We start from the raw sequence: 19,009 nt of genomic DNA, 5'->3' as shown, positions 1-19,009 counted from the left end.
TATTAATAAATCATACATAGATAGGTTAAGAGGAATCTTCAATATAACATAGAAAAGTAAAATGTTGATCAAATATCACTCACCTAAAATCGTGCATACTAATACTATAAACTTTTTCTAGGTTAATAATAAAATTGGAAGCTAGATCGAAAAATTCAAATAAAATTCTTTTTTTATGATATCAACTGATAAGCTGATTATTTATATAAAATAAATATGTTAGGCTCTAATGCGACAATCTTATTCTCTTGATTTATTAGCTATCATGTTTTCGTTGGGGTGTTTACCATTACTGTTTTTACCACATCTATTATCTGATCTTCAGTGGTATTTCATTGCTGTTATTTTGCTTGTTTTGATGTTGGTTGTTCCAGTTAAATTTCGCTTTAATTTATCTATTATTGTTGTATTTGGTTTAAGTTTTTTATGGTCTGTTGCTTATTCTAAGCAATATTTAACCAATATTTCACCTTATATTGATAAAACGTTAGTGGTTAAAGCAAAAGTTGTAAATATCAATACCCATCAAAAAGCAGCTACAATATCGCCTTATTATTTGTCATTTTCTATTTTTTCTATTTCAGGTGTTACGCTTTCTAATGATATTCCTATTTCAGTTTATTGGGATAACCTAGCAACGCCAAAATCAGGGCAAACTTGGCAATTAACGTTAAAAACCAAAGTGGTGCATAGTTATCTTAATGAAGGGGGATTTGACAGCCAGCGCTTTTCGATAGCAAACCGAAGTTTATTGTCAGCAAAGTTAGTTGATGCAAAATTGTTAGACGACAAATCTAATTTAAGGCAATTTATTGTTGATTTAGCACTTCCTTACATTGATTTGTTTGATTATCGAGACATATTGCTTGCGCTTGCGTTTGGGGATCGTTCTCAGTTAGATGAATCCCATCGTATGGTGATGATGCAAACCGGGGTTGCTCATTTAATGGCAATCTCTGGTATGCATATTTTAGTCGTTTTTACGCTTAGTTGTTTTTTGGTTAAGATTGTTCTGTTTTTTATCCCAAAACGTTTTATCTATTTTTTTGTGCCTATTATAATCGGTTGGTTATCCGCAGTTTTTTATGCATGGCTAACTGGATTAAATCCCCCCACTTTGCGAGCTATATTGGCTTTATCTATATGGATCTATTTGCGTTATAAAAAAAATCAAATTAGCGCATGGCAAAAAATTAACCGCATCATTGCATTGCTATTATTATTTGATCCATTGATAATTTTGTCTGAAAGTTTTTGGTTGTCTTGTTATGTAGTAATTAGCTTAATTTTTTTATTTGAGTGGTTACCAATACCTCAAGAAATAAAGTATAAAAAGCGTTGGTACATGGTTAGATTATTGCATTTGCAATTCGGTTTAACTTTGTTATTGCTTCCTATTCAATTTTTTGTTTTTCAGGGCGTTAGTGTCGTTTCTATTTTAACTAATTTAATTGCCATCCCTATTATTTCGTTATGCACTTTTCCTGCTATTTTATTTGCGTTGATATTTAGTCTTATGGACTGTTTTTATATCGCATTATGGTGTTGGTCGATTGCTGATAAATCACTAGAGTGGCTATTTTTTAGTCTAAATTGGTTCAATTTGCTATGGCTTAAAGTTCCTGCCAATTTTTATTTGTTAAGTTTTTTAGGTTGGCTTACTGTTGTTATCATACGCACAGGAGTTTGGCGCCGTTTTAGCATTACTCTTGTTGTTATTTTTATGTTATTAATTACGCCTATTTTTGAAAAACCTAATTATCGCTGGCGGTTAGATATGCTCGATGTCGGTCATGGGTTGGCAATTGTTATTCATGACGGAAAGTCAGCCATTTTGTATGATACAGGCACTAAATGGGAAAAAAGTTCAGCAGTAGAAAGGGTTATTATTCCTTTTTTACAGTGGCATAATTTAAATGTACAAGGTATTATTATTAGCCATCAACATAATGATCATGTTGGTGGTTTGGATATGCTACAACGTGTTTATCCTAAAGCATGGTTAATGAGTTCTTCTTCTAGTTTTAATAATGACTATCCATGTTTAGCCGGTCATCAGTTTATTTGGAACGATCTAACGTTTAATGTGTTATGGCCTAATAAATTAGTTGATTATGCTCAAAATGAAGACGCTTGTGTAGTGCAAATTAGTGATGGACAGTTTTCTGTATTATTAACGGGTGATTTAGAGCGCAATCAAGAGTATCAATTAGTGGCTAAATACCGAAACCAGCTAACTTCAACCATTTTACAAGCGCCACATCACGGTAGTAATACCTCATCAAGTTATCCATTTTTAAATCATGTTAAACCAGTAAAGTTATTAGTTTCTACTTCTCGTTATAATCCTTGGAAGCTGCCTTCCACTAAAGTAATAAAAAGGTATCAAGATTTACAACTAAATAGTTCTGTTACAGCTAAAACAGGGCAAATAAGTTTATTTTTTGATAAACAAACTTGGCAACTAAAAACTATGCGAGGTGAAATTAAACCTAGGTGGTATCATGATTGGTTTGGTAGTTTACCAATTTATGAGTAAAATAAGCTATCTTTGGTTATAAGTGACTATTTTTATAATTGTGATATCAACATTAAGTTATACGCAATTTTACTAAATTTAATTGAGTGATGTTAAAGTTATGATTGAAAAACTATGGTATGGTAAAAATCGTTTATTTTGGTTACTCATACCATTTTCTTTATTATATGGTTTGATTGTTTTTGTTCGTCGCTCTTTATATCGATTAGGTATTTTAAAATCTTGGCATTCACCCGTACCTATTATTATTATTGGCAATTTATCCGTTGGTGGTAATGGTAAAACACCGCTAGTTGTTGGTTTAATTGAATCACTAAAACAAAAAGGATTACAAGTTGGCGTGGTTTCGCGAGGCTATGGTGGTAAGTCTGACAATTATCCTCTTATTTTAGATAAAACAACAACAACCGAACAAGCCGGTGATGAACCTGTACTTATTTATCAACGTACTAATGTGCCTATTGCTGTATCTCCACACCGCTCTGACGCTGTTCAAGCACTATTAAAGCAATATCAATTAGATGTTATTTTAACTGATGATGGTTTGCAACATTATGCATTATCGCGCGATATTGAAGTGGTGGTCGTTGATGGAAAACGTTTATTTGGTAATGGATGGTGGATGCCAGCAGGACCAATGCGAGAGCGAGAAAGTCGATTAAAATCAGTTGATTTGATTATTATAAATGGTGACAGTATAAATAACCTAGCTCAAAAATACCCAAATAAGGCCTACAGTATGCAATTAGCACCACGATACGCGGTAAATTTGCTTACTCAAGAAAGAAAACCATTATCTTCATTACAAAATATTTGTGCTATTGCTGGTATTAGTCATCCGAACCGTTTTTTTGATATGTTGATAAAAATGCAAACGAATGTGATAAAAACCGTTCCTTTTGCCGATCATCAAAAATTTACGTTGTCATTATTAAACGATATTGCAAATTGTAACCAAACTCTTTTAATGACTGAAAAAGATGCGGTTAAATGCAGGCAGTTTGCTCAACCAAATTGGTGGTATTTACCCGTTGATGCGGTAATACCCGTGCAAGCAATTGAGCAGATCTGTTCCTTATTAGATAAGATAAACTCCCAAAGAGAATAAAATATGAAAGAAATCCTTTTGAGCGCACTTGCTTGTCCAAAATGCCATGGGCAACTACAGTATGATGCCAATAATCAGCAGCTAACTTGTTTAGCGGATAATTTAGTTTATACCATAAAAGATAATATTCCTGTTTTGCTTGAATGCGAAGCACAGCCACTTAATAAGCCATTATCTACTCAAGAATAAAAAGATAGGATATTAGTTATGAATTTTTCGGTTATTATTCCTGCTAGATATGGTTCAAGCCGTTTACCTGCTAAGCCGCTAGCGGACATTCATGGAAAACCTATGATTGTGCGTGTAATGGAGCAAGCAAAAAAATCCTTAGCCAATCGAGTGATCATTGCAACCGATCATCAGCAAGTTTTTGATGTAGTCAAAACGTATGGTGGAGAAGTTATTCTGACAAGTGATAAGCATAATTCAGGTACTGAAAGGTTAGCTGAGGTGATTAATACTTATCAATTTGCAGATGATGAAATTATTGTTAATGTACAAGGCGATGAACCTTTAATACCGCCTATCATTATTAACCAAGTGGCTGAAAATTTAGTGCAATATAAAACGGGAATGGCAACGTTAGCTGTGCCAATTGATTCTGTTGAAGAAGCATTTAATACGGGTGCTGTTAAAGTTGTGACAGATAAAGATGGTTATGCGCTTTATTTTTCAAGGGCTACCATTCCTTGGGAACGCGATCGTTTTGCGAAATCAGCTGAACAGTTAAAACCGTCTAGCATTGGTGATTTTTATCTTCGTCATATTGGTATTTATGCTTATCGTGCTGGCTTTATTCGTCAATATATTAAATGGGCACCATCAACGCTTGAGCAAATTGAGATGTTAGAACAATTAAGAGTACTTTGGTACGGTGAAAAGATTCATGTCGCTGTGGCAAAACAACCTCCTGCAATTGGTGTTGATACTTTAGAAGATTTAGAAAAAGTAAGAGCGTTATTTAAGGAGTAAGCAATGGCAAACTTTACTGGGTTTACGCAAGAAGGGCTTAATTTTTTACAAGATGCTTGGATAAATAACAGCAAACCATGGTTTGAAGAACATCGTGCTATTTATGATAACGATTTAATTAAACCATTTAGGCTTTTGGTTGAACAATTAGCACCAGAAATGCTTAAAATTGATGAATGGTTTGAAACTCGCCCCGCTATTGGTAAAACGATTTCACGCATACATCGAGACACTCGTTTTTCAAATGATAAATCACTTTATCGTAGCCGATTATGGTTGACATTTAAACGACCCAATAAAGATTGGAAAGAAGCACCTGCTTACTTTTTTGAAATTAGTCCAAATAGTTATCAATATGGACTTGGTTATTATTGTTCATCAAAACAAACAATGGATATTTTTCGAGATGAGATTCTTAACGATACTAACAAGTTTTTAACCATGACACGTTGTGTCAAAAAACCATTTGAACTTGTTGGGGAAAGTTATAAACGTCCTTTAATCAAAGAGCAAGATGCCAAAATTGCAACATGGTATAACCGAAAAAACCTCGCAGTTATGGTAACAAGTAATCATATTGAAGACGTGTTAGATAGTGACTTACCCCAAAAATTAATTAAAGGATTTAAACAGCTCGTTCCACTCTACGATTATTTAATGCGAGTGGAAATGATTAAAAATATACCAATGCTTTAGCTTTATTGAGTTTATCTTTTTATATTAGATATTAGGGAAATTTAATATAATTTCTTTCACACCATTAATTATAAATTGTGTTCCAACACAAACTAATAAAAAGCCCATAATTCTTGAAGTGGCCTCAATGCCACTTTTTCCCATAAAGCGCATTATACTGCCAGCACTGCGCATACAAAACCAAAGAATAATACACAATAATAAAGGCACTAATATTGAAGCGACGTAAACAACCCAAGTAGAAACGTCATAGCCCCCACTTTTTATTGTTGAAGACATACTAATTATCATTGCAATCGTTCCAGGCCCTGCTGTACTTGGCATGGCTAATGGCACAAAAGCGATATTATTTGAGGTTTCTTTCTTTTTAGCATCGGCTTCAAGGGTTTTATGTGATGGTTGTTGTGGAAATAACATTCTAAAGCCAATAATACCAACAATCATACCGCCTGCAATGCGTAATCCGGGGATTGATATGCCAAATGTACTCATAACTAACTGTCCGCAATAAAACGACACGACCATAATTATAAACACATAAATACAGGTCAATTTTGATTGGTAATTGCGTTCTTCATTGGTCATATCACCCGATAGACCCAATAAAAGTACCACAGTAGTTAAAGGATTAGTTAATGGAATAAATAGAATTAAACCAAAGCCGACAGTTTGTATCAGTTCCAACATAGCTTTTTTTAGATCTAACAAAAATTGTAGCTAAGTATAATTGAAATAAATAAAAAATGATATATTGAGCGTAAGTTAACAGCCAATATTGGGTAATAAATAAGCGTTACAATCAATTACTGAGATTAAAAATAAGGTATAGAAAAATACCGTACTGTTAAAACTACATCATTAAAATAATTTTCGAAGACCCTATAAATAAATTCATAATGTATTTTTCCTCGAAATTACTAAACTTTTGCTTTCTACTTTTTTAATCCTCAAATATTTACTAATCAATCACATCACAATTACACGTAAAAACAAATTTTTATTTTTTAAAATAATTAAACGGTATAGACTCCTGAATATTTTTTACAAGAAAATAAATGTGGGCGGCTATTTTTTTATGATATAAACGTCATATCTCTTGTCTGTGATATCACTTTATTTTTATGGATATTTATTACCGAGTTGCTCAAATAACTAAAAGCAATGTAGAGAATTTCTATATATTATTCAAAAATAAATTTCTATTTTTTAATAAGTTACGTGCTTAATCAAAATAACAAATAATCTCTATTTTAGAATTGATTAAACACGTCAATTAATGGTTTATGGTTTACTTATTAACAAAATTTATCGACATGATTTATTTTAATCGCGTACTCATTTCTTCTCTAACTTGAGGCACAGTTAAGCCAACAATAATTTGTAATGATTGTCCTTTGTATACAACATTTATTGCCCCATAACTTTGAAAATAAGCCACTTCCTGAACTAATTCTGGATTACTGACTTCAATACGTAAACGAGTTGCACAGTTAGTTAATTGTCTAATATTTTCTTTACCACCTAATCCTTCAATAAAGGCAATTGCTTGTTGAATTATCAAATCGTTAGTTTCAAATTCAGTATCAGATTGATTTGGCGATTTATTCTTTTTACTATTTTTGTAATCTGATTTAGTAAATAGTTTAATATTAGTATCTGAACGGCCAGGCGTCATAAGATTGAATTTAAGGATTAAGAATTTAAACACAAAAAAGTAAATTGCTGTAAAAGTTAAACCAACAGTAACTTGAATAACATACGCCATCCAATGATTTTCCCCAAGAGGTAACCAGTTTTGGAAGATAAAATCGATAATACCTGAGTAAAAATTTCCTGATACACCAAGCATATACATAATTGCAGCCATTGACGCTGCTAAAAAAGCATGAACAACAAATAACATAGGTGCAATAAAAAGGAATGTAAATTCAATGGGCTCTGTTATTCCTGTCAAAACAGCGGTAACTGTTGCACCAATTAATAGTCCCAATACCATTTTTTTATTTTCTGGTTTTGCTGTTGCATAAATAGCCATTGAAATACCTGAGCAACCAAATACCTTCCCCATACCAATTAACATAAATCCACCCTGAGGAAATAATTCAGTTAATGATTTAGTACTATTAGCAAATTCAGAAATATGAGAAATCCAATAATTAACTGTACCGCCATCGGTAACAATTGGACCAAAATAGATTGGACCATAAACAAAATGATGTAATCCTGTAGGAATTAAAATGCGCTCTAAAAAAGTAAATAGCCATACACCGAATGCACCAGAATTTAAAATGAAAATTTGCAGACTTTGAATACCATTTTGAATAGGAGGCCAAACCAATACCGTCAATACAGCTAGTACCAACATTAAAGGGAAACAGATAATAACGATTAATGGAGTGCCTGTAAATACATTTGCCCATTCAGGTAAACGTAAATCAAAATAACGGTTATGAATCCAAACAGTAAAAGCTGCTGTCATAATTGAACCAACAATTGAAGTATCTAATGTTAATACACCACTAATTTCAATTAATCCTGTTTGCCCTACTTGATAGTTTATACCTAACTGTTCACTCCAAATATCAAGTATTCCTGCAATAAAATAGTTAAATGTTAAATAAGAGATAAAAGCGGCTAATACAGCTCGGCCTGATGCCTTTTTTGCTAATGCAATTGGCAAACCTAAAGCAAACAACATTGGCATATTTTGAAACAAAACTAAGGATGCTTTTTGAAATACACTGACAATTTTAACATAAGTGGATCCTTCTACAGCAAACGGAAACAAATTAGGATTAAGTAAAACGACAGTCAATCCCAATAAGATACCAGCAACGGGAAAGAGTAATACAGGAACAAACATTGCTGCTCCAAAGCGTTGAATTGTATTTCTCATAACATTAACCTTTTATTAATATAATGATTTTGTTATTCTTAAATATTTCTGTACATGTTTGTGAATAACACTAAACGTTTGCATTTACTCAAACGCTAGCATTATTCGTGTTAAACAAAATAATTATTTAAAAAACTGAGGTAAATAGTCTTTATTTTCGTTTAAGATTTCTTCAACAATTACTTTTGCTTTTGGAACGTTAACAACAGTTCTATTTAACGTTAAGGCATTGATTAATTTTTGTTTAGAACCTTCATACCAAGCATCAACGACTAATTTTTCATAACCTAATTGGATTTCTATCATCGCTTTTTGGAATGTCGGAATCTTACCAATAGCAAACGCTTTAGGGCCATCAGAAGTTAACATACAAGGCACTTCAACCATTGCATCATCTTGTATGTTGCTAATAATGCCTTTGTTTGGAACAATCACAAGATAGATATCGCCTTTGTTATAAGCTAGTGATGCAGCAACACGAATCATATAACGACCATGAATATCATCATGAAGCTGTTCACCAACAATAGAATTTTTTTCAATAATACGTTTACACATTTCAAATACTTGTTTTTCACGCCCATTGATAACTTGGCGCGCACGCGTATTATTAATATCTTCTTTACTCACCATTTTTTCTGGATATAAATAGTATTGTAAATAAGTATTTGGCAAAAATTCAGGGTTATCTCTTAACATTGTTTCCATGTTTTTAAACGTTGCTTGCCAAGAAGGATCATTAGCAATAATTGAATCAACTGCTTTAATCCCCTCTTTTAAAATAATATCTTTAATACGTTGAGTTAAATCTTCGCCTTGTTTATTTTTAATTTTAGTAAACCAACCATAATGATTTAAACCAAAGTATTCCGGTACAAAATCCCAAATTTCACAGCCAAGTAATTTGGCGTAGCTCACCATGATTGCTGCAGGCATATCACAAATATTTAAAATTCGATTATCATTAGGAAATTCTCGGTTTAAGGCATCTGCAACAATCGCAGCTGGGTTAGTATAGTTTAAGATCCAAGCATCTTTTTTATATGAACGAATTTCATGAACAAGATCGATCATATCGCCTATGGAACGCAAACCGTAAGCCATTCCACCTGCACCACATGTTTCTTGACCTACACATTGGTGAGATAAGGGGATTTGTTCATCACGCTCACGCATTTTTAAACCACCGGTACGAATTTGCATAAAAAAGAAATCAGAGTTTTCAAAAGCAATTTTTCTATCTGTTGTATAGATGAACTCTTCAATTTCAGGATAAAGTTCTTTAAACATAATTTCAGTTGCTTTGGCATTTAGCTCCTGACGGGCTGCATCAATATCATAAAAAACAACGCGTTTTAACGGAAAATTTTGTTTTTCTGTAACGAGACTTCTCATAATACCTAATGTATAAGTACTACCTGCACCTACAACGGTTAAATTAATCTTTTTCATAACCAATTTCCTCAACTCTATTTGTGAATAAAAAACACATTTATATGTTATCAATAAGTATTAAATTAAATAATACTTATTTAATACTAATGTGAAAAAGATCACAAAATTTTTATCGGTATCAGAAAATAGACATATAAATGATACTTAACAATAATAGTTAGGCTCAAAGAATAATATTTTTCATTTGATGATATTTTGACTATTGAATGTTAAGATAATACAAATTTCATATGTAGGATATGATTATGAGTAAGCCACTTTATCGACAAATAGCTGAAACTATTGAGAAAAAAATTCGTTCTGGCGAATTAGATGTTGAAGATGTATTACCTACAGAACAAGCTTTACAAGAAATATATAATGTTAGCCGTGTCACTGTTCGCAAAGCTCTTGAACTACTTGAAAAACAAGGATTATTAGTGCGTATAAAAGGAAGTGGTACCTATGTTAAATGTAATTCGGCTAAACACGATGCCTTTCAATTAAAAGGATTTGAAGAAAACATTACCTCACAAGGAAGAATTGCTAGTACAAAAGTAATACATTTTCAGTTAGAACAAGCACAACCCGTTATTGCAAAGCATCTAAATATTGAAGTGGGAACATTCATATATTCAATAATACGTATTAGAACAATAGACGATGAGCCTGAAATTTTAGAGCAAAGTTACATGCCTCTTTCACTATTTCCTGATCTCAGTGTTAAAGTAATGCAAACATCGAAGTATCACTATATTGAAAAACAAAAAGGCTATCAAATATCGCTAAGTAGGCAAGACTTAAAGCCAGTTTTGGCAACTAGCATTGTTGCTAAACATTTAAATATCGAAACAAATTATCCTATATTATGCCTACGTTCAACTAGTGAATTAGTTAATGGCGAAGTATTTGAATATAGTATTCAATATTTAAGGGGATTCCAATATAGGTTTGAATATATTGCACGCAGAGGATTAGAATAAATATCAATTGTAAAAATTACTCACATTCTTTACATATACAAACATATACAAAAGCTAACACACTATTATAAAGAAAAATAACTGTAATAACGGTTATGGTTTTATGGTTAGCTAAACATTTTTGCTCGGCCGCCAAGCCATTTATAACCTGTTAAAGAAAGATCGATCGAGGTTTTTGCTCACTATAAACTATTTAAAATAAAAAGCCATTGATTTGACTCAATGGCTTCTTGCTAAATATAGAATTTAAAGACTATGCATTTACTGCATTATTTACTCTTTCACGTAATTCTTTACCTGGTTTGAAATGCGGAATATATTTATGTTTAACTTCAACATTACCACCAGTTCTAGGGTTTCTAGCTTTACGTGGAGCACGATAGTTTAAACTAAAACTACCAAAGCCTCGAATTTCTACACGATCGTTACTTTCCATAGCTAAAGCGATCTGTTCGATGATATCTCTAACTGAATCATCAACTAATTGAACAGGAAGATGTGTTCGCCAGTTAACAATTCGTTCTACTAAATCTGATCTATTCATGATCACTCCTAATTTATTTATGCGGTATGTAACTTGTTCATTTTATACCACAAAAGAAAAAGAGGGCAAGCCCTCTTTACTCTTTACATAAATATTTTTTACTCAGTTTTTGATGCTGCTTTAAATGCTTCAGCCATTGCGTTAGTAAATGATGCATCTTCTTGAGTTGCAGTATTATTTACAGCAGCAAGGGCTTCTTTTTCGTCAGCTTCATCTTTTGCACGTACTGATAATGAAATTGCGCGAGTTTTACGATCAATATTGACAATCTTAGCTTCAACTTCATCACCAACTTTTAATGCTGTTGTCGCATCTTCAATACGCTCACGAGCAATATCTTGAGCTTTTAAGTAGCCTTCAATACCTTCAGCGATTTCGATAGTTGCACCTTTAGCATCAACAGCTGTTACAGTACCTTTAACAATATTACCTTTTTTGTAGTTAGACGCAAAACTACTAAATGGATCATCTTCTAGTTGTTTAACACCTAAAGAGATACGTTCACGTTCTGCATCAACTTGTAACACAACCGCTTCAATATCATCACCTTTCTTATAAGCTTTAACTGCTTCTTCGCCAGGCATATTCCAAGAAATGTCTGAAAGATGAACTAAACCATCAATACCGCCATCTAAACCAATAAAGATACCGAAATCAGTGATTGATTTGATCTTACCGCTAACTTTATCACCTTTATTGTGTGATTCAGCAAATTGTAACCATGGGTTTGGTTTACATTGTTTAAGACCAAGAGAAATACGACGACGTTCTTCATCAATTTCAAGCACAATAACTTCAACTTCATCACCTAAGCTAACTACTTTAGATGGGTGGATGTTTTTGTTTGTCCAATCCATTTCAGAAACGTGAACTAAACCTTCAACGCCAGTTTCGATTTCAACAAAACAACCGTAATCAGTTAAGTTAGTTACTTTACCTGTTACTTTAGTACCTTCTGGGTAACGTTTAGCAATTGAAACCCATGGATCTTCGCCTAATTGTTTTAAGCCAAGAGAAACACGTGAGCGGTCTTTGTCAAACTTAAGTACTTTAACAAGTAATTCTTGACCCACTTCAACCACTTCACTTGGATGTTTAACACGTTTCCAAGCCATATCTGTGATATGAAGTAAACCATCAACCCCACCAAGATCAACGAATGCACCGTAATCTGTAAGATTTTTAATAATACCTTTAACTTCTGAACCTTCTTGTAGATTTTCAAGAAGTTGTTCTCTTTCTGCACTATTTTCAGATTCAATAACTGCACGACGTGAAACAACAACGTTGTTACGTTTTTGATCTAATTTAATTACTTTTAATTCGATTTCTCTGTTTTCGATATGAGAAGTATCGCGTAATGGACGAACATCAACAAGCGAACCAGGCAGGAACGCACGAACACCATTAAGATCAACCGTAAAGCCACCTTTAACTTTACCATTGATAACACCTAAAACTGTTGCAGCATCTTCAACTGCTTTTTCTAGTATTATCCATGCTTCATGACGTTTAGCTTTTTCGCGAGATAAAATTGTTTCGCCAAAGCCATCTTCAATTGAGTCAAGCACAACATCAACAATATCGCCAACTTGAACTTCTAGTTCACCTTGGGCATTTTTAAACTGCTCTACTGGAATTGCGGATTCAGATTTTAAACCAGCATCAACTAAAACAACATCTTTGTCGATTGCAACGACAGTACCACGGATCATATTACCAGAACGAGTGTCTAGTTGATTTAAAGACTCTTCAAAGAGTTGAGCAAAAGATTCAGTCATATTTATATACTTAAAATTAATTTAACGTCCACATTACATCATGTCTTATGGGGTTATTGATGATACTCCACTCATCCTTGTGATGGAGCTTGGTTTTCTCATGCTGTAAACTGACTTACAACACAATTTTTTTGTTTATATACGTAATAGATTGTTCAAAAACATCTTGAATAGAAAGCGATGTAGTATCAATTATTAACGCATCAATGGCAGGCTTAAGTGGCGCAACAGCCCGATTACGATCACGTTCATCGCGCTCAGTTATCTCCTGCAAAATTTCGGCGAATTTAACATGTTTTTGCCTATGTTGCAACTGTTTCATTCGTCTTTCGGCTCGTGATTGTGCACTTGCATCAAGAAAAATTTTAACAGGCGCATCGGTAAACACCACGCTCCCCATGTCTCGACCATCTGCAATAAGCCCAGGTGCTTGTCTAAAATCGCGTTGTCGCTGTAATAATGCAGCTCTAACTTTATTGAGCGCAGCCACTTTTGAAGCAGCACCTCCTGTTTCTTCAGTGCGGATACGTTTTGTTACATCAACACCACTTAACAAAACCTTGACTTCAATATCATTACTATCAAAAGTCAAAGGTAAGTTTAACGCTAAATTAACTAACTGGTTTTCATCATCCAATGCAATATTTTTTTCAAGAGCAGATAATGCAAGCACACGATAGATAGCACCTGAATCTAACAGATGCCATTTTAAATGATCGGCTAATGCCTGACATAACGTACCTTTACCAACACCACTTGGCCCATCAACAGCAACAACGGGAACTATTTTATTCATTTTATTGTTCGCTTAATTTTTTAAATTGTTCAAAATAATCAGGAAAAGTTTTCATTGTGCATTTAGGATCTAATATCGTCACAGGCGTATCAGAAAGCGCCACTAACGAAAAACACATTGCCATACGATGATCATTATAGGTTTCGATTTCAGCATGGATTAATTTATTGGGTGGCACAATGGTAATATAATCGTGACCCTCATCAACTGTTGCACCAACTTTTCTTAATTCAGTTGCCATCGCATATAAGCGATCCGTTTCTTTCACTCGCCAATTATAAATATTACGGATCGTAGTAGGGCCTTTAGCAAACAGTGCCGTAGTAGCAATAGTCATGGCCGCATCGGGAATATGGTTCATATCCATATCAATACCATTTAATTCACCATGTGAACATTCAATATAATCATCAGCCCAAGTGATTTTAGCGCCCATTTTTTCAAGCACATGAGCAAATTGGGTATCGCCTTGTAAGCTATTTTTTCCAATGCCAGTTACTTTAACAGTACCGCCTTTAATTGCAGCCGCTGCTAAAAAATAAGAAGCAGAAGAAGCATCGCCTTCAACTAAATAATCGCCTGGCGATTGATAATCTTGGTTTGCTTTGATAACAAATGATTGATAGTTATTGTTAACTACAGTAACGCCAAACATTGCCATCATTTTGACTGTAATATCAATATAAGGTTTAGAAACAAGATCACCAATAATAGTAATTTCAGTGTCTTGTTTTGCTAATGGTGCAGCCATTAATAATGCGGTTAAAAATTGACTTGATACCGAACCATCGACTTGGATTTTCCCCCCGATAAAGCCACCATGAAGATGTAACGGTGGGTAACCTTCATTTTCAAGATAATCAATTTTGGCTCCACCTTGACGCAGCGCATCAACTAAATGACCAATTGGACGCTCTTTCATGCGTGGTTCGCCTGTTAACACAATATTATTATGACCAAGGCATAAAGCTGCAGCTAAAGGGCGCATTGCTGTACCAGCATTACCTAAAAAAAGCTCTAATGCATGGTCAGGTTGCAACATCCCCCCTACTCCTTGAATATCACAAATAGTCCGATCGTGTGATAGCTGGTACTTCACACCTAATGCTGCAAGCGCATCAAGCATATAACGCACATCATCGCTATCAAGTAAATTAGTTAAACGCGTATTACCCTTACTTAGAGCTGATAACAATAAAGCACGATTAGACACGCTTTTAGATCCTGGCAAATTAATAGTGCCACTAAATGATTTTATTGGTTGTAACGTCAAAGATAACATAATGTCTCTCGTTAAGATTTCATAAATATTTAAAATTTATCTAATGTTGCTTTTAGCAAATCAATAGCGTGATGATCTTTAGCACTATTTTGCCATAACTTATCAAAAAGATGACGATAACGTTTAATAGCATCTTGCGATGAGGTAATAGAAGCAATACCTGTTGTCACATTCGGCAATTCACCTAAGCGAAATGGACTTATTGCCAACGAAATTGGGTTGTCGTTTTGGTAAAAAATTTGGAATGTAATTGATGGAATAGCTTCTTGCGTAATAGCAATCGTTGAAGCAAAAGATTGCTGTTCTATTAGATCAATTAAATGATAAATTTCGTTGCGAGCAAGTAGCATCCTTTCAGACTTTTTACCGGGGGAAATAGTCAAATTACCCACTAAGCCAATATGCAAAAACCGTTCAATATTACGCAAGCTAATTAAATTAATCACTTTAGGAACAGATTGATAAAACTGCTTTTTACGATCTTTTAAAATCGCCAAAATTACTGAATATTTTTGAGGTTCAATCGACTCATTTGACTCATTTAGCATCATGGCTAAATGGGTTAAATAATCTGGAGAAGTTAATAAAAATGAAAAAGGATCAAAGTGAGAATAGATATGTGTTGATTGTTCTTCTAACTGGCGCATACGTTCAAAAAAACCTTCGCCACTCGAATAATACTCAGTATCAATACCGAGTAAACTTGCAAAAGAAGTACCGAGTAAAGATGCCAGTCGTTCTAACGTTTCGATTTTAACAATTTCACCTTTTTCTAACCGATATACCGCAGCTCTTGAAATTTTAAGACTTTCTGCAACATCCTCAGCTTTCAACGAAGCGGCAATTCGATATGCACGTAGACGCTGACCTATAGCACAATAATCAATCGATCCTGTAATCATAATACACTCAAATTATTAAGATTTTGGCAGTGTATCACAAGGTGATAGCAATGCCAATTTTTGGCAAAATGTTTCAGGTGTAGCCTATATTTTCATCAACAACTTAAATAACACCTATTTTAATAACTCATTTTGCAATGCCGATACATTTTCAAATTCAGTAAACTCAGAAATTGCCTCTGATTGTTTAGCACTATCTTCACTCTTACCAAGAACTTGCGATGCAAATACAAAACCTTTTTTATCCATCACTGAACGGTTATAAAAATCAACTAAATCTTGTTGACTAATTTTTTTCAATTGTTCAATTTTTTTGTGCCGTGAATCAAACGCAAAACGCGAATTACGGTAATCTGCCATATAGCGACTAAACTCTTCATCCAATGTTTGCGGAGGCATTTTCAACTCGTTGAGTGCCGCCTTTTTATATTGCTCAATATCTTCTTTCGATAATGCTTTAAGCTTATTTAATATAACGGGATAAAATTCTTGATAACGCTTCAATAAATAAGCAGGGTCGTACTGGTTACTTTGAATGATAAAACTCATTCCAACTGAATCTCCAACTGTAACAGGGCTAGCAAATACCGCATAGCCAAGTTGTTCATTGGTGCGTAATTGATCATAAAACCAAGGTGAAATAATTTTCGATAGCGTATAACTTAGCATACTACTAGCAATTCGATCATAACCTGTTGGAATATAGCTCATCATCAAAGCACTATCAGTGCTTTTCGCGTGTTGAGTCATTTTGGCCTCCAATGATTTTTTAATCTGAATATTATCAACAGGAGTAAATTCAACATCACGCACTAGTGTTTTTTGAATGGAATGATAAAGATCTAAAGAATCCTCGTTAGACAAATTACCCAAGCTAAGCATATAAGGTACTGAGTGGGTTAATAAATTATCGCGATAAGTTAACACGTCATTAATAGTCATTGTTGCTGTGATTTGACGTCTTTCATCCCGTTCAAAATACGGCAAATCTGACAATTCATTAACAGGATTAACCGCCAACCAATAACTTTTAGCATGCTCAGATTTATCCAATTCTTGCAAATACCAAGATTTAGCTAATGCTAAACTCTGCTCATCAATTGTAACATTTCGATAACTCTCAAGTATGGCTGTCACCATTTTAGGTAGATGCTGACTAAAGCCACTAGCTGAAATCATCAGGCCATTATCATTATTTGTTGATAACGAAATACCCGCAACGCCTGCCTGAAATCGTAATTGTTCTAAATTACGACTTGCAATGTAATCAAGTAAATTAAAAGCGACCTTTGCTTTAGCATCACTAAAAGCCTCGTTATTCCGTAACGAAACCACAATCGCTGCTTTAGGTTCAGTTTTGAAATATTGACTAACAAAATGAAGATGATTACCACGTTTACTAAACCCAGCTGGTTGAGCTTGAGCACGGTTTTGCTTCACAATTGAAAAATCGTCGGGAATATAAGGATTTAATTCAGGTAAACTAAATGTGAAATTTTTGCCTAAAGCCAACCAATTCGCTTTTTGCTCACTAGTAATATTATCGATTTTATAAGGTGCGTCTACAAAATAAGCCGTCTTATTAGTTGTTTGATTTGGTGAAATAATCCAAACTCTAACGTTATCGGGCGTTAGGCTTTTTAAACGAGCGGTGATCGCTGTTTTATCAAAATTATTAGCAATAAAATCAGAATTTAATATATTTTTAACGGGGTACAACAACATCTGATCAGATAGCCATTCCACATAAGACATATCACGCTCAACATCTTGATACTTAAATTCTAACGCTAAAACTTTTTTGAGCTCTTCATAATAAGCATCAGAAATTCCTTGCTTTTGAATTAACTGTAAATAATTAAAAATAGCGCCAATAACTTTATCTTTTTGAGCAAGTCCATCGTCGGTTAAACTTACATTAATACTAAATATACCACTATTACCATAACGGATGGGATTGATAGACGAACTAATTCCTTCAATCAAACCTTGCTTTTGTAACTGATCAGATAGCGTATTATGACTACTGTTACTGATTAAATAAGTGATATACTCATCAGTTTTATCGGCAAATTTAGCCAGATTATTTTCAATCGGAAACTGTAAAAACAATAGTTTTTTGGGTTGTGCTGGTACCATAGAAATTTGTTTATTTAGCACATTTGGCGTTATAGCTGGCTTATCAACTATTGGGGCATTAATATTTTTATTAGGGATTTTACCAAAGCTATTTTCAGCTAATTTTGCCAATTTATTGATCGATTGATTGCTATACATCACGCCAACCATAATATTGGCTGAATAATAATTTTTATGAAAATTCACTAAAGCATCTTGCAATTTACTATTTTCTTTATCACTTAATGTTTCTAAATTACCGCCTGAAAATTGAGAACTCGGATGGTTTTGATTAATTGTTTCAGAATCAACTTGCCCTATCCTAAAACCATCATTTGATCTAGCCATTGTCAATTCAGCATTAACTGCATTACGTTCTTTATCGGCAAATTTAGGATCTAAATTGGGCTCGCTAATAGCATCAGCTAAATAATCCAGTGCTTTATCAAATGCGCTATTTTCAACTTCAAAATAAAACGCAGTTCGATGCGCTGCAGTACTTGCGTTATAACTACCGGCATGACGGCTTAAAAACTGAGAAAAGCTAGCAGGTTCGGGGTATTTTTTTGATCCCATTAATACCATATGTTCAGCATAATGTGCCAACCCTTGCTGATCTTTGGGATCTTGCAACGAGCCAACAGGCAGTGCTAATGATGCCAGTGATTTTACTGCTTTAGGATCTGAAACAAGTAACACCCGCATTTTATTTGCTAGCTCAACAACTTCATATTGACGCTTATCACGTTCGCTTTGTTGTACTTTTTCTATCAAAACGGGCTTTGTAAGCTTATTTTCGATGGCAAAAGATGGAGAAGTGACAAGCAGTAACCCAATAATCCCACTAAAAATAAAATTAACCAATTTTTTGTTTTTATAAACCATAATATCTGCTCACTCAATCCATGTTTAAAATAATATCAAAAGTAATTTTACCAATATACGAATGTATCTTAAT

At 33.8% G+C, this 19,009-nt stretch carries 15 protein-coding genes; 6 read left to right on the top strand and 9 right to left on the bottom strand.

The genetic code is table 11. The features are described 5' to 3' along the window. Window positions 1-229 precede the first annotated feature (229 nt). The 5 genes from GQ590_RS03660 to GQ590_RS03640 all read left to right on the top strand — a co-directional run bounded on the left by GQ590_RS03660 (window position 230) and on the right by GQ590_RS03640 (window position 5,315). A complete protein-coding gene (locus GQ590_RS03660; protein WP_160406718.1) occupies window positions 230-2,539 on the top strand; it encodes a DNA internalization-related competence protein ComEC/Rec2 in 2,310 nt (769 codons plus the stop codon). A gap of 100 nt (window positions 2,540-2,639) precedes the next feature. Then, window positions 2,640-3,647, top strand: coding sequence for a tetraacyldisaccharide 4'-kinase (gene lpxK, locus GQ590_RS03655; RefSeq protein ID WP_160406714.1), 1,008 nt, complete (start codon window positions 2,640-2,642; stop codon window positions 3,645-3,647). Between the two features lie 3 nt (window positions 3,648-3,650). Continuing rightward, entirely contained in the window at window positions 3,651-3,836 is a 186-nt protein-coding gene (locus GQ590_RS03650; RefSeq protein ID WP_065636623.1) for a Trm112 family protein, read from the top strand. A gap of 18 nt (window positions 3,837-3,854) precedes the next feature. Next, the gene (kdsB, locus tag GQ590_RS03645) at window positions 3,855-4,619 is read left to right on the top strand and encodes a 3-deoxy-manno-octulosonate cytidylyltransferase (protein ID WP_160406711.1); all 765 of its coding nucleotides are present in this window, start codon (window positions 3,855-3,857) and stop codon (window positions 4,617-4,619) included. A 3-nt stretch (window positions 4,620-4,622) separates the two neighbouring features. Then, the gene (locus GQ590_RS03640) at window positions 4,623-5,315 is read left to right on the top strand and encodes a DUF2461 domain-containing protein (RefSeq protein WP_160406709.1); all 693 of its coding nucleotides are present in this window, start codon (window positions 4,623-4,625) and stop codon (window positions 5,313-5,315) included. 24 nt (window positions 5,316-5,339) lie between these two features. On the opposite strand, the gene GQ590_RS03635 is transcribed toward GQ590_RS03640, so the two are convergent. The 3 genes from GQ590_RS03635 to GQ590_RS03625 form a co-directional block, all read right to left on the bottom strand. Then, on the bottom strand, window positions 5,340-6,002 hold the full coding sequence (locus GQ590_RS03635) for a MarC family NAAT transporter (protein ID WP_160406706.1): 663 nt from the start codon (window positions 6,000-6,002) through the stop codon (window positions 5,340-5,342). 631 nt (window positions 6,003-6,633) lie between these two features. Then, window positions 6,634-8,211, bottom strand: coding sequence for an alpha-glucoside-specific PTS transporter subunit IIBC (locus tag GQ590_RS03630; RefSeq protein ID WP_160406703.1), 1,578 nt, complete (start codon window positions 8,209-8,211; stop codon window positions 6,634-6,636). Window positions 8,212-8,334: 123 nt separating this feature from the next. Further along, complete coding sequence (locus GQ590_RS03625) at window positions 8,335-9,663, bottom strand: 6-phospho-alpha-glucosidase (protein WP_065636619.1); 1,329 nt, start codon at window positions 9,661-9,663, stop codon at window positions 8,335-8,337. Window positions 9,664-9,911: 248 nt separating this feature from the next. On the opposite strand from GQ590_RS03625, the gene GQ590_RS03620 reads away from it, so the two are divergent. Then, window positions 9,912-10,628: a GntR family transcriptional regulator gene (locus tag GQ590_RS03620; protein WP_160406699.1), complete on the top strand. Its 717-nt coding sequence runs from the start codon at window positions 9,912-9,914 to the stop codon at window positions 10,626-10,628. A 253-nt stretch (window positions 10,629-10,881) separates the two neighbouring features. Here GQ590_RS03620 and ihfB read toward each other — a convergent pair whose 3' ends face one another. The 6 genes from ihfB to ptrA all read right to left on the bottom strand — a co-directional run bounded on the left by ihfB (window position 10,882) and on the right by ptrA (window position 18,936). Next, window positions 10,882-11,172 carry an integration host factor subunit beta gene (ihfB, locus tag GQ590_RS03615; protein WP_065636617.1) on the bottom strand — a complete coding sequence of 97 codons (291 nt, stop codon included), beginning with the start codon at window positions 11,170-11,172 and terminating at the stop codon, window positions 10,882-10,884. A gap of 98 nt (window positions 11,173-11,270) precedes the next feature. Then, window positions 11,271-12,953 (bottom strand): 30S ribosomal protein S1, encoded by a 1,683-nt coding sequence (gene rpsA / locus GQ590_RS03610; RefSeq protein ID WP_160406696.1) that lies wholly within the window; start codon window positions 12,951-12,953, stop codon window positions 11,271-11,273. Window positions 12,954-13,068: 115 nt separating this feature from the next. Beyond that, window positions 13,069-13,749 carry a (d)CMP kinase gene (gene cmk, locus GQ590_RS03605; RefSeq protein WP_160406694.1) on the bottom strand — a complete coding sequence of 227 codons (681 nt, stop codon included), beginning with the start codon at window positions 13,747-13,749 and terminating at the stop codon, window positions 13,069-13,071. Window position 13,750: 1 nt separating this feature from the next. Continuing rightward, complete coding sequence (gene aroA, locus GQ590_RS03600; RefSeq protein ID WP_160406894.1) at window positions 13,751-15,034, bottom strand: 3-phosphoshikimate 1-carboxyvinyltransferase; 1,284 nt, start codon at window positions 15,032-15,034, stop codon at window positions 13,751-13,753. A 26-nt stretch (window positions 15,035-15,060) separates the two neighbouring features. Beyond that, window positions 15,061-15,933 carry a helix-turn-helix transcriptional regulator gene (locus tag GQ590_RS03595; protein ID WP_160406691.1) on the bottom strand — a complete coding sequence of 291 codons (873 nt, stop codon included), beginning with the start codon at window positions 15,931-15,933 and terminating at the stop codon, window positions 15,061-15,063. A gap of 114 nt (window positions 15,934-16,047) precedes the next feature. Then, complete coding sequence (ptrA, locus tag GQ590_RS03590) at window positions 16,048-18,936, bottom strand: pitrilysin (protein ID WP_160406688.1); 2,889 nt, start codon at window positions 18,934-18,936, stop codon at window positions 16,048-16,050. Window positions 18,937-19,009: the final 73 nt, after the last annotated feature.

The organism is Gilliamella sp. Lep-s35, assembly GCF_009795845.1.
In the GTDB taxonomy this organism is placed as follows: Bacteria; Pseudomonadota; Gammaproteobacteria; order Enterobacterales; family Orbaceae; genus Gilliamella.
This window is presented reverse-complemented; position numbering and strand designations above follow the sequence as displayed.

Bases quoted from the DNA above. Each gene is read 5' to 3' on its own strand.
- ptrA (WP_160406688.1), bottom strand. From the start codon at position 18,936: ATGGTTTATAAAAACAAAAAATTGGTTAATTTTATTTTTAGTGGGATT.
- GQ590_RS03660 (WP_160406718.1), top strand. From the start codon at position 230: ATGCGACAATCTTATTCTCTTGATTTATTAGCTATCATGTTTTCGTTG.
- lpxK (WP_160406714.1), top strand. From the start codon at position 2,640: ATGATTGAAAAACTATGGTATGGTAAAAATCGTTTATTTTGGTTACTC.
- GQ590_RS03630 (WP_160406703.1), bottom strand. From the start codon at position 8,211: ATGAGAAATACAATTCAACGCTTTGGAGCAGCAATGTTTGTTCCTGTA.
- rpsA (WP_160406696.1), bottom strand. From the start codon at position 12,953: ATGACTGAATCTTTTGCTCAACTCTTTGAAGAGTCTTTAAATCAACTA.
- GQ590_RS03620 (WP_160406699.1), top strand. From the start codon at position 9,912: ATGAGTAAGCCACTTTATCGACAAATAGCTGAAACTATTGAGAAAAAA.
- kdsB (WP_160406711.1), top strand. From the start codon at position 3,855: ATGAATTTTTCGGTTATTATTCCTGCTAGATATGGTTCAAGCCGTTTA.
- GQ590_RS03635 (WP_160406706.1), bottom strand. From the start codon at position 6,002: ATGTTGGAACTGATACAAACTGTCGGCTTTGGTTTAATTCTATTTATT.
- ihfB (WP_065636617.1), bottom strand. From the start codon at position 11,172: ATGAATAGATCAGATTTAGTAGAACGAATTGTTAACTGGCGAACACAT.
- GQ590_RS03640 (WP_160406709.1), top strand. From the start codon at position 4,623: ATGGCAAACTTTACTGGGTTTACGCAAGAAGGGCTTAATTTTTTACAA.
- GQ590_RS03625 (WP_065636619.1), bottom strand. From the start codon at position 9,663: ATGAAAAAGATTAATTTAACCGTTGTAGGTGCAGGTAGTACTTATACA.
- GQ590_RS03650 (WP_065636623.1), top strand. From the start codon at position 3,651: ATGAAAGAAATCCTTTTGAGCGCACTTGCTTGTCCAAAATGCCATGGG.
- GQ590_RS03595 (WP_160406691.1), bottom strand. From the start codon at position 15,933: ATGATTACAGGATCGATTGATTATTGTGCTATAGGTCAGCGTCTACGT.
- cmk (WP_160406694.1), bottom strand. From the start codon at position 13,749: ATGAATAAAATAGTTCCCGTTGTTGCTGTTGATGGGCCAAGTGGTGTT.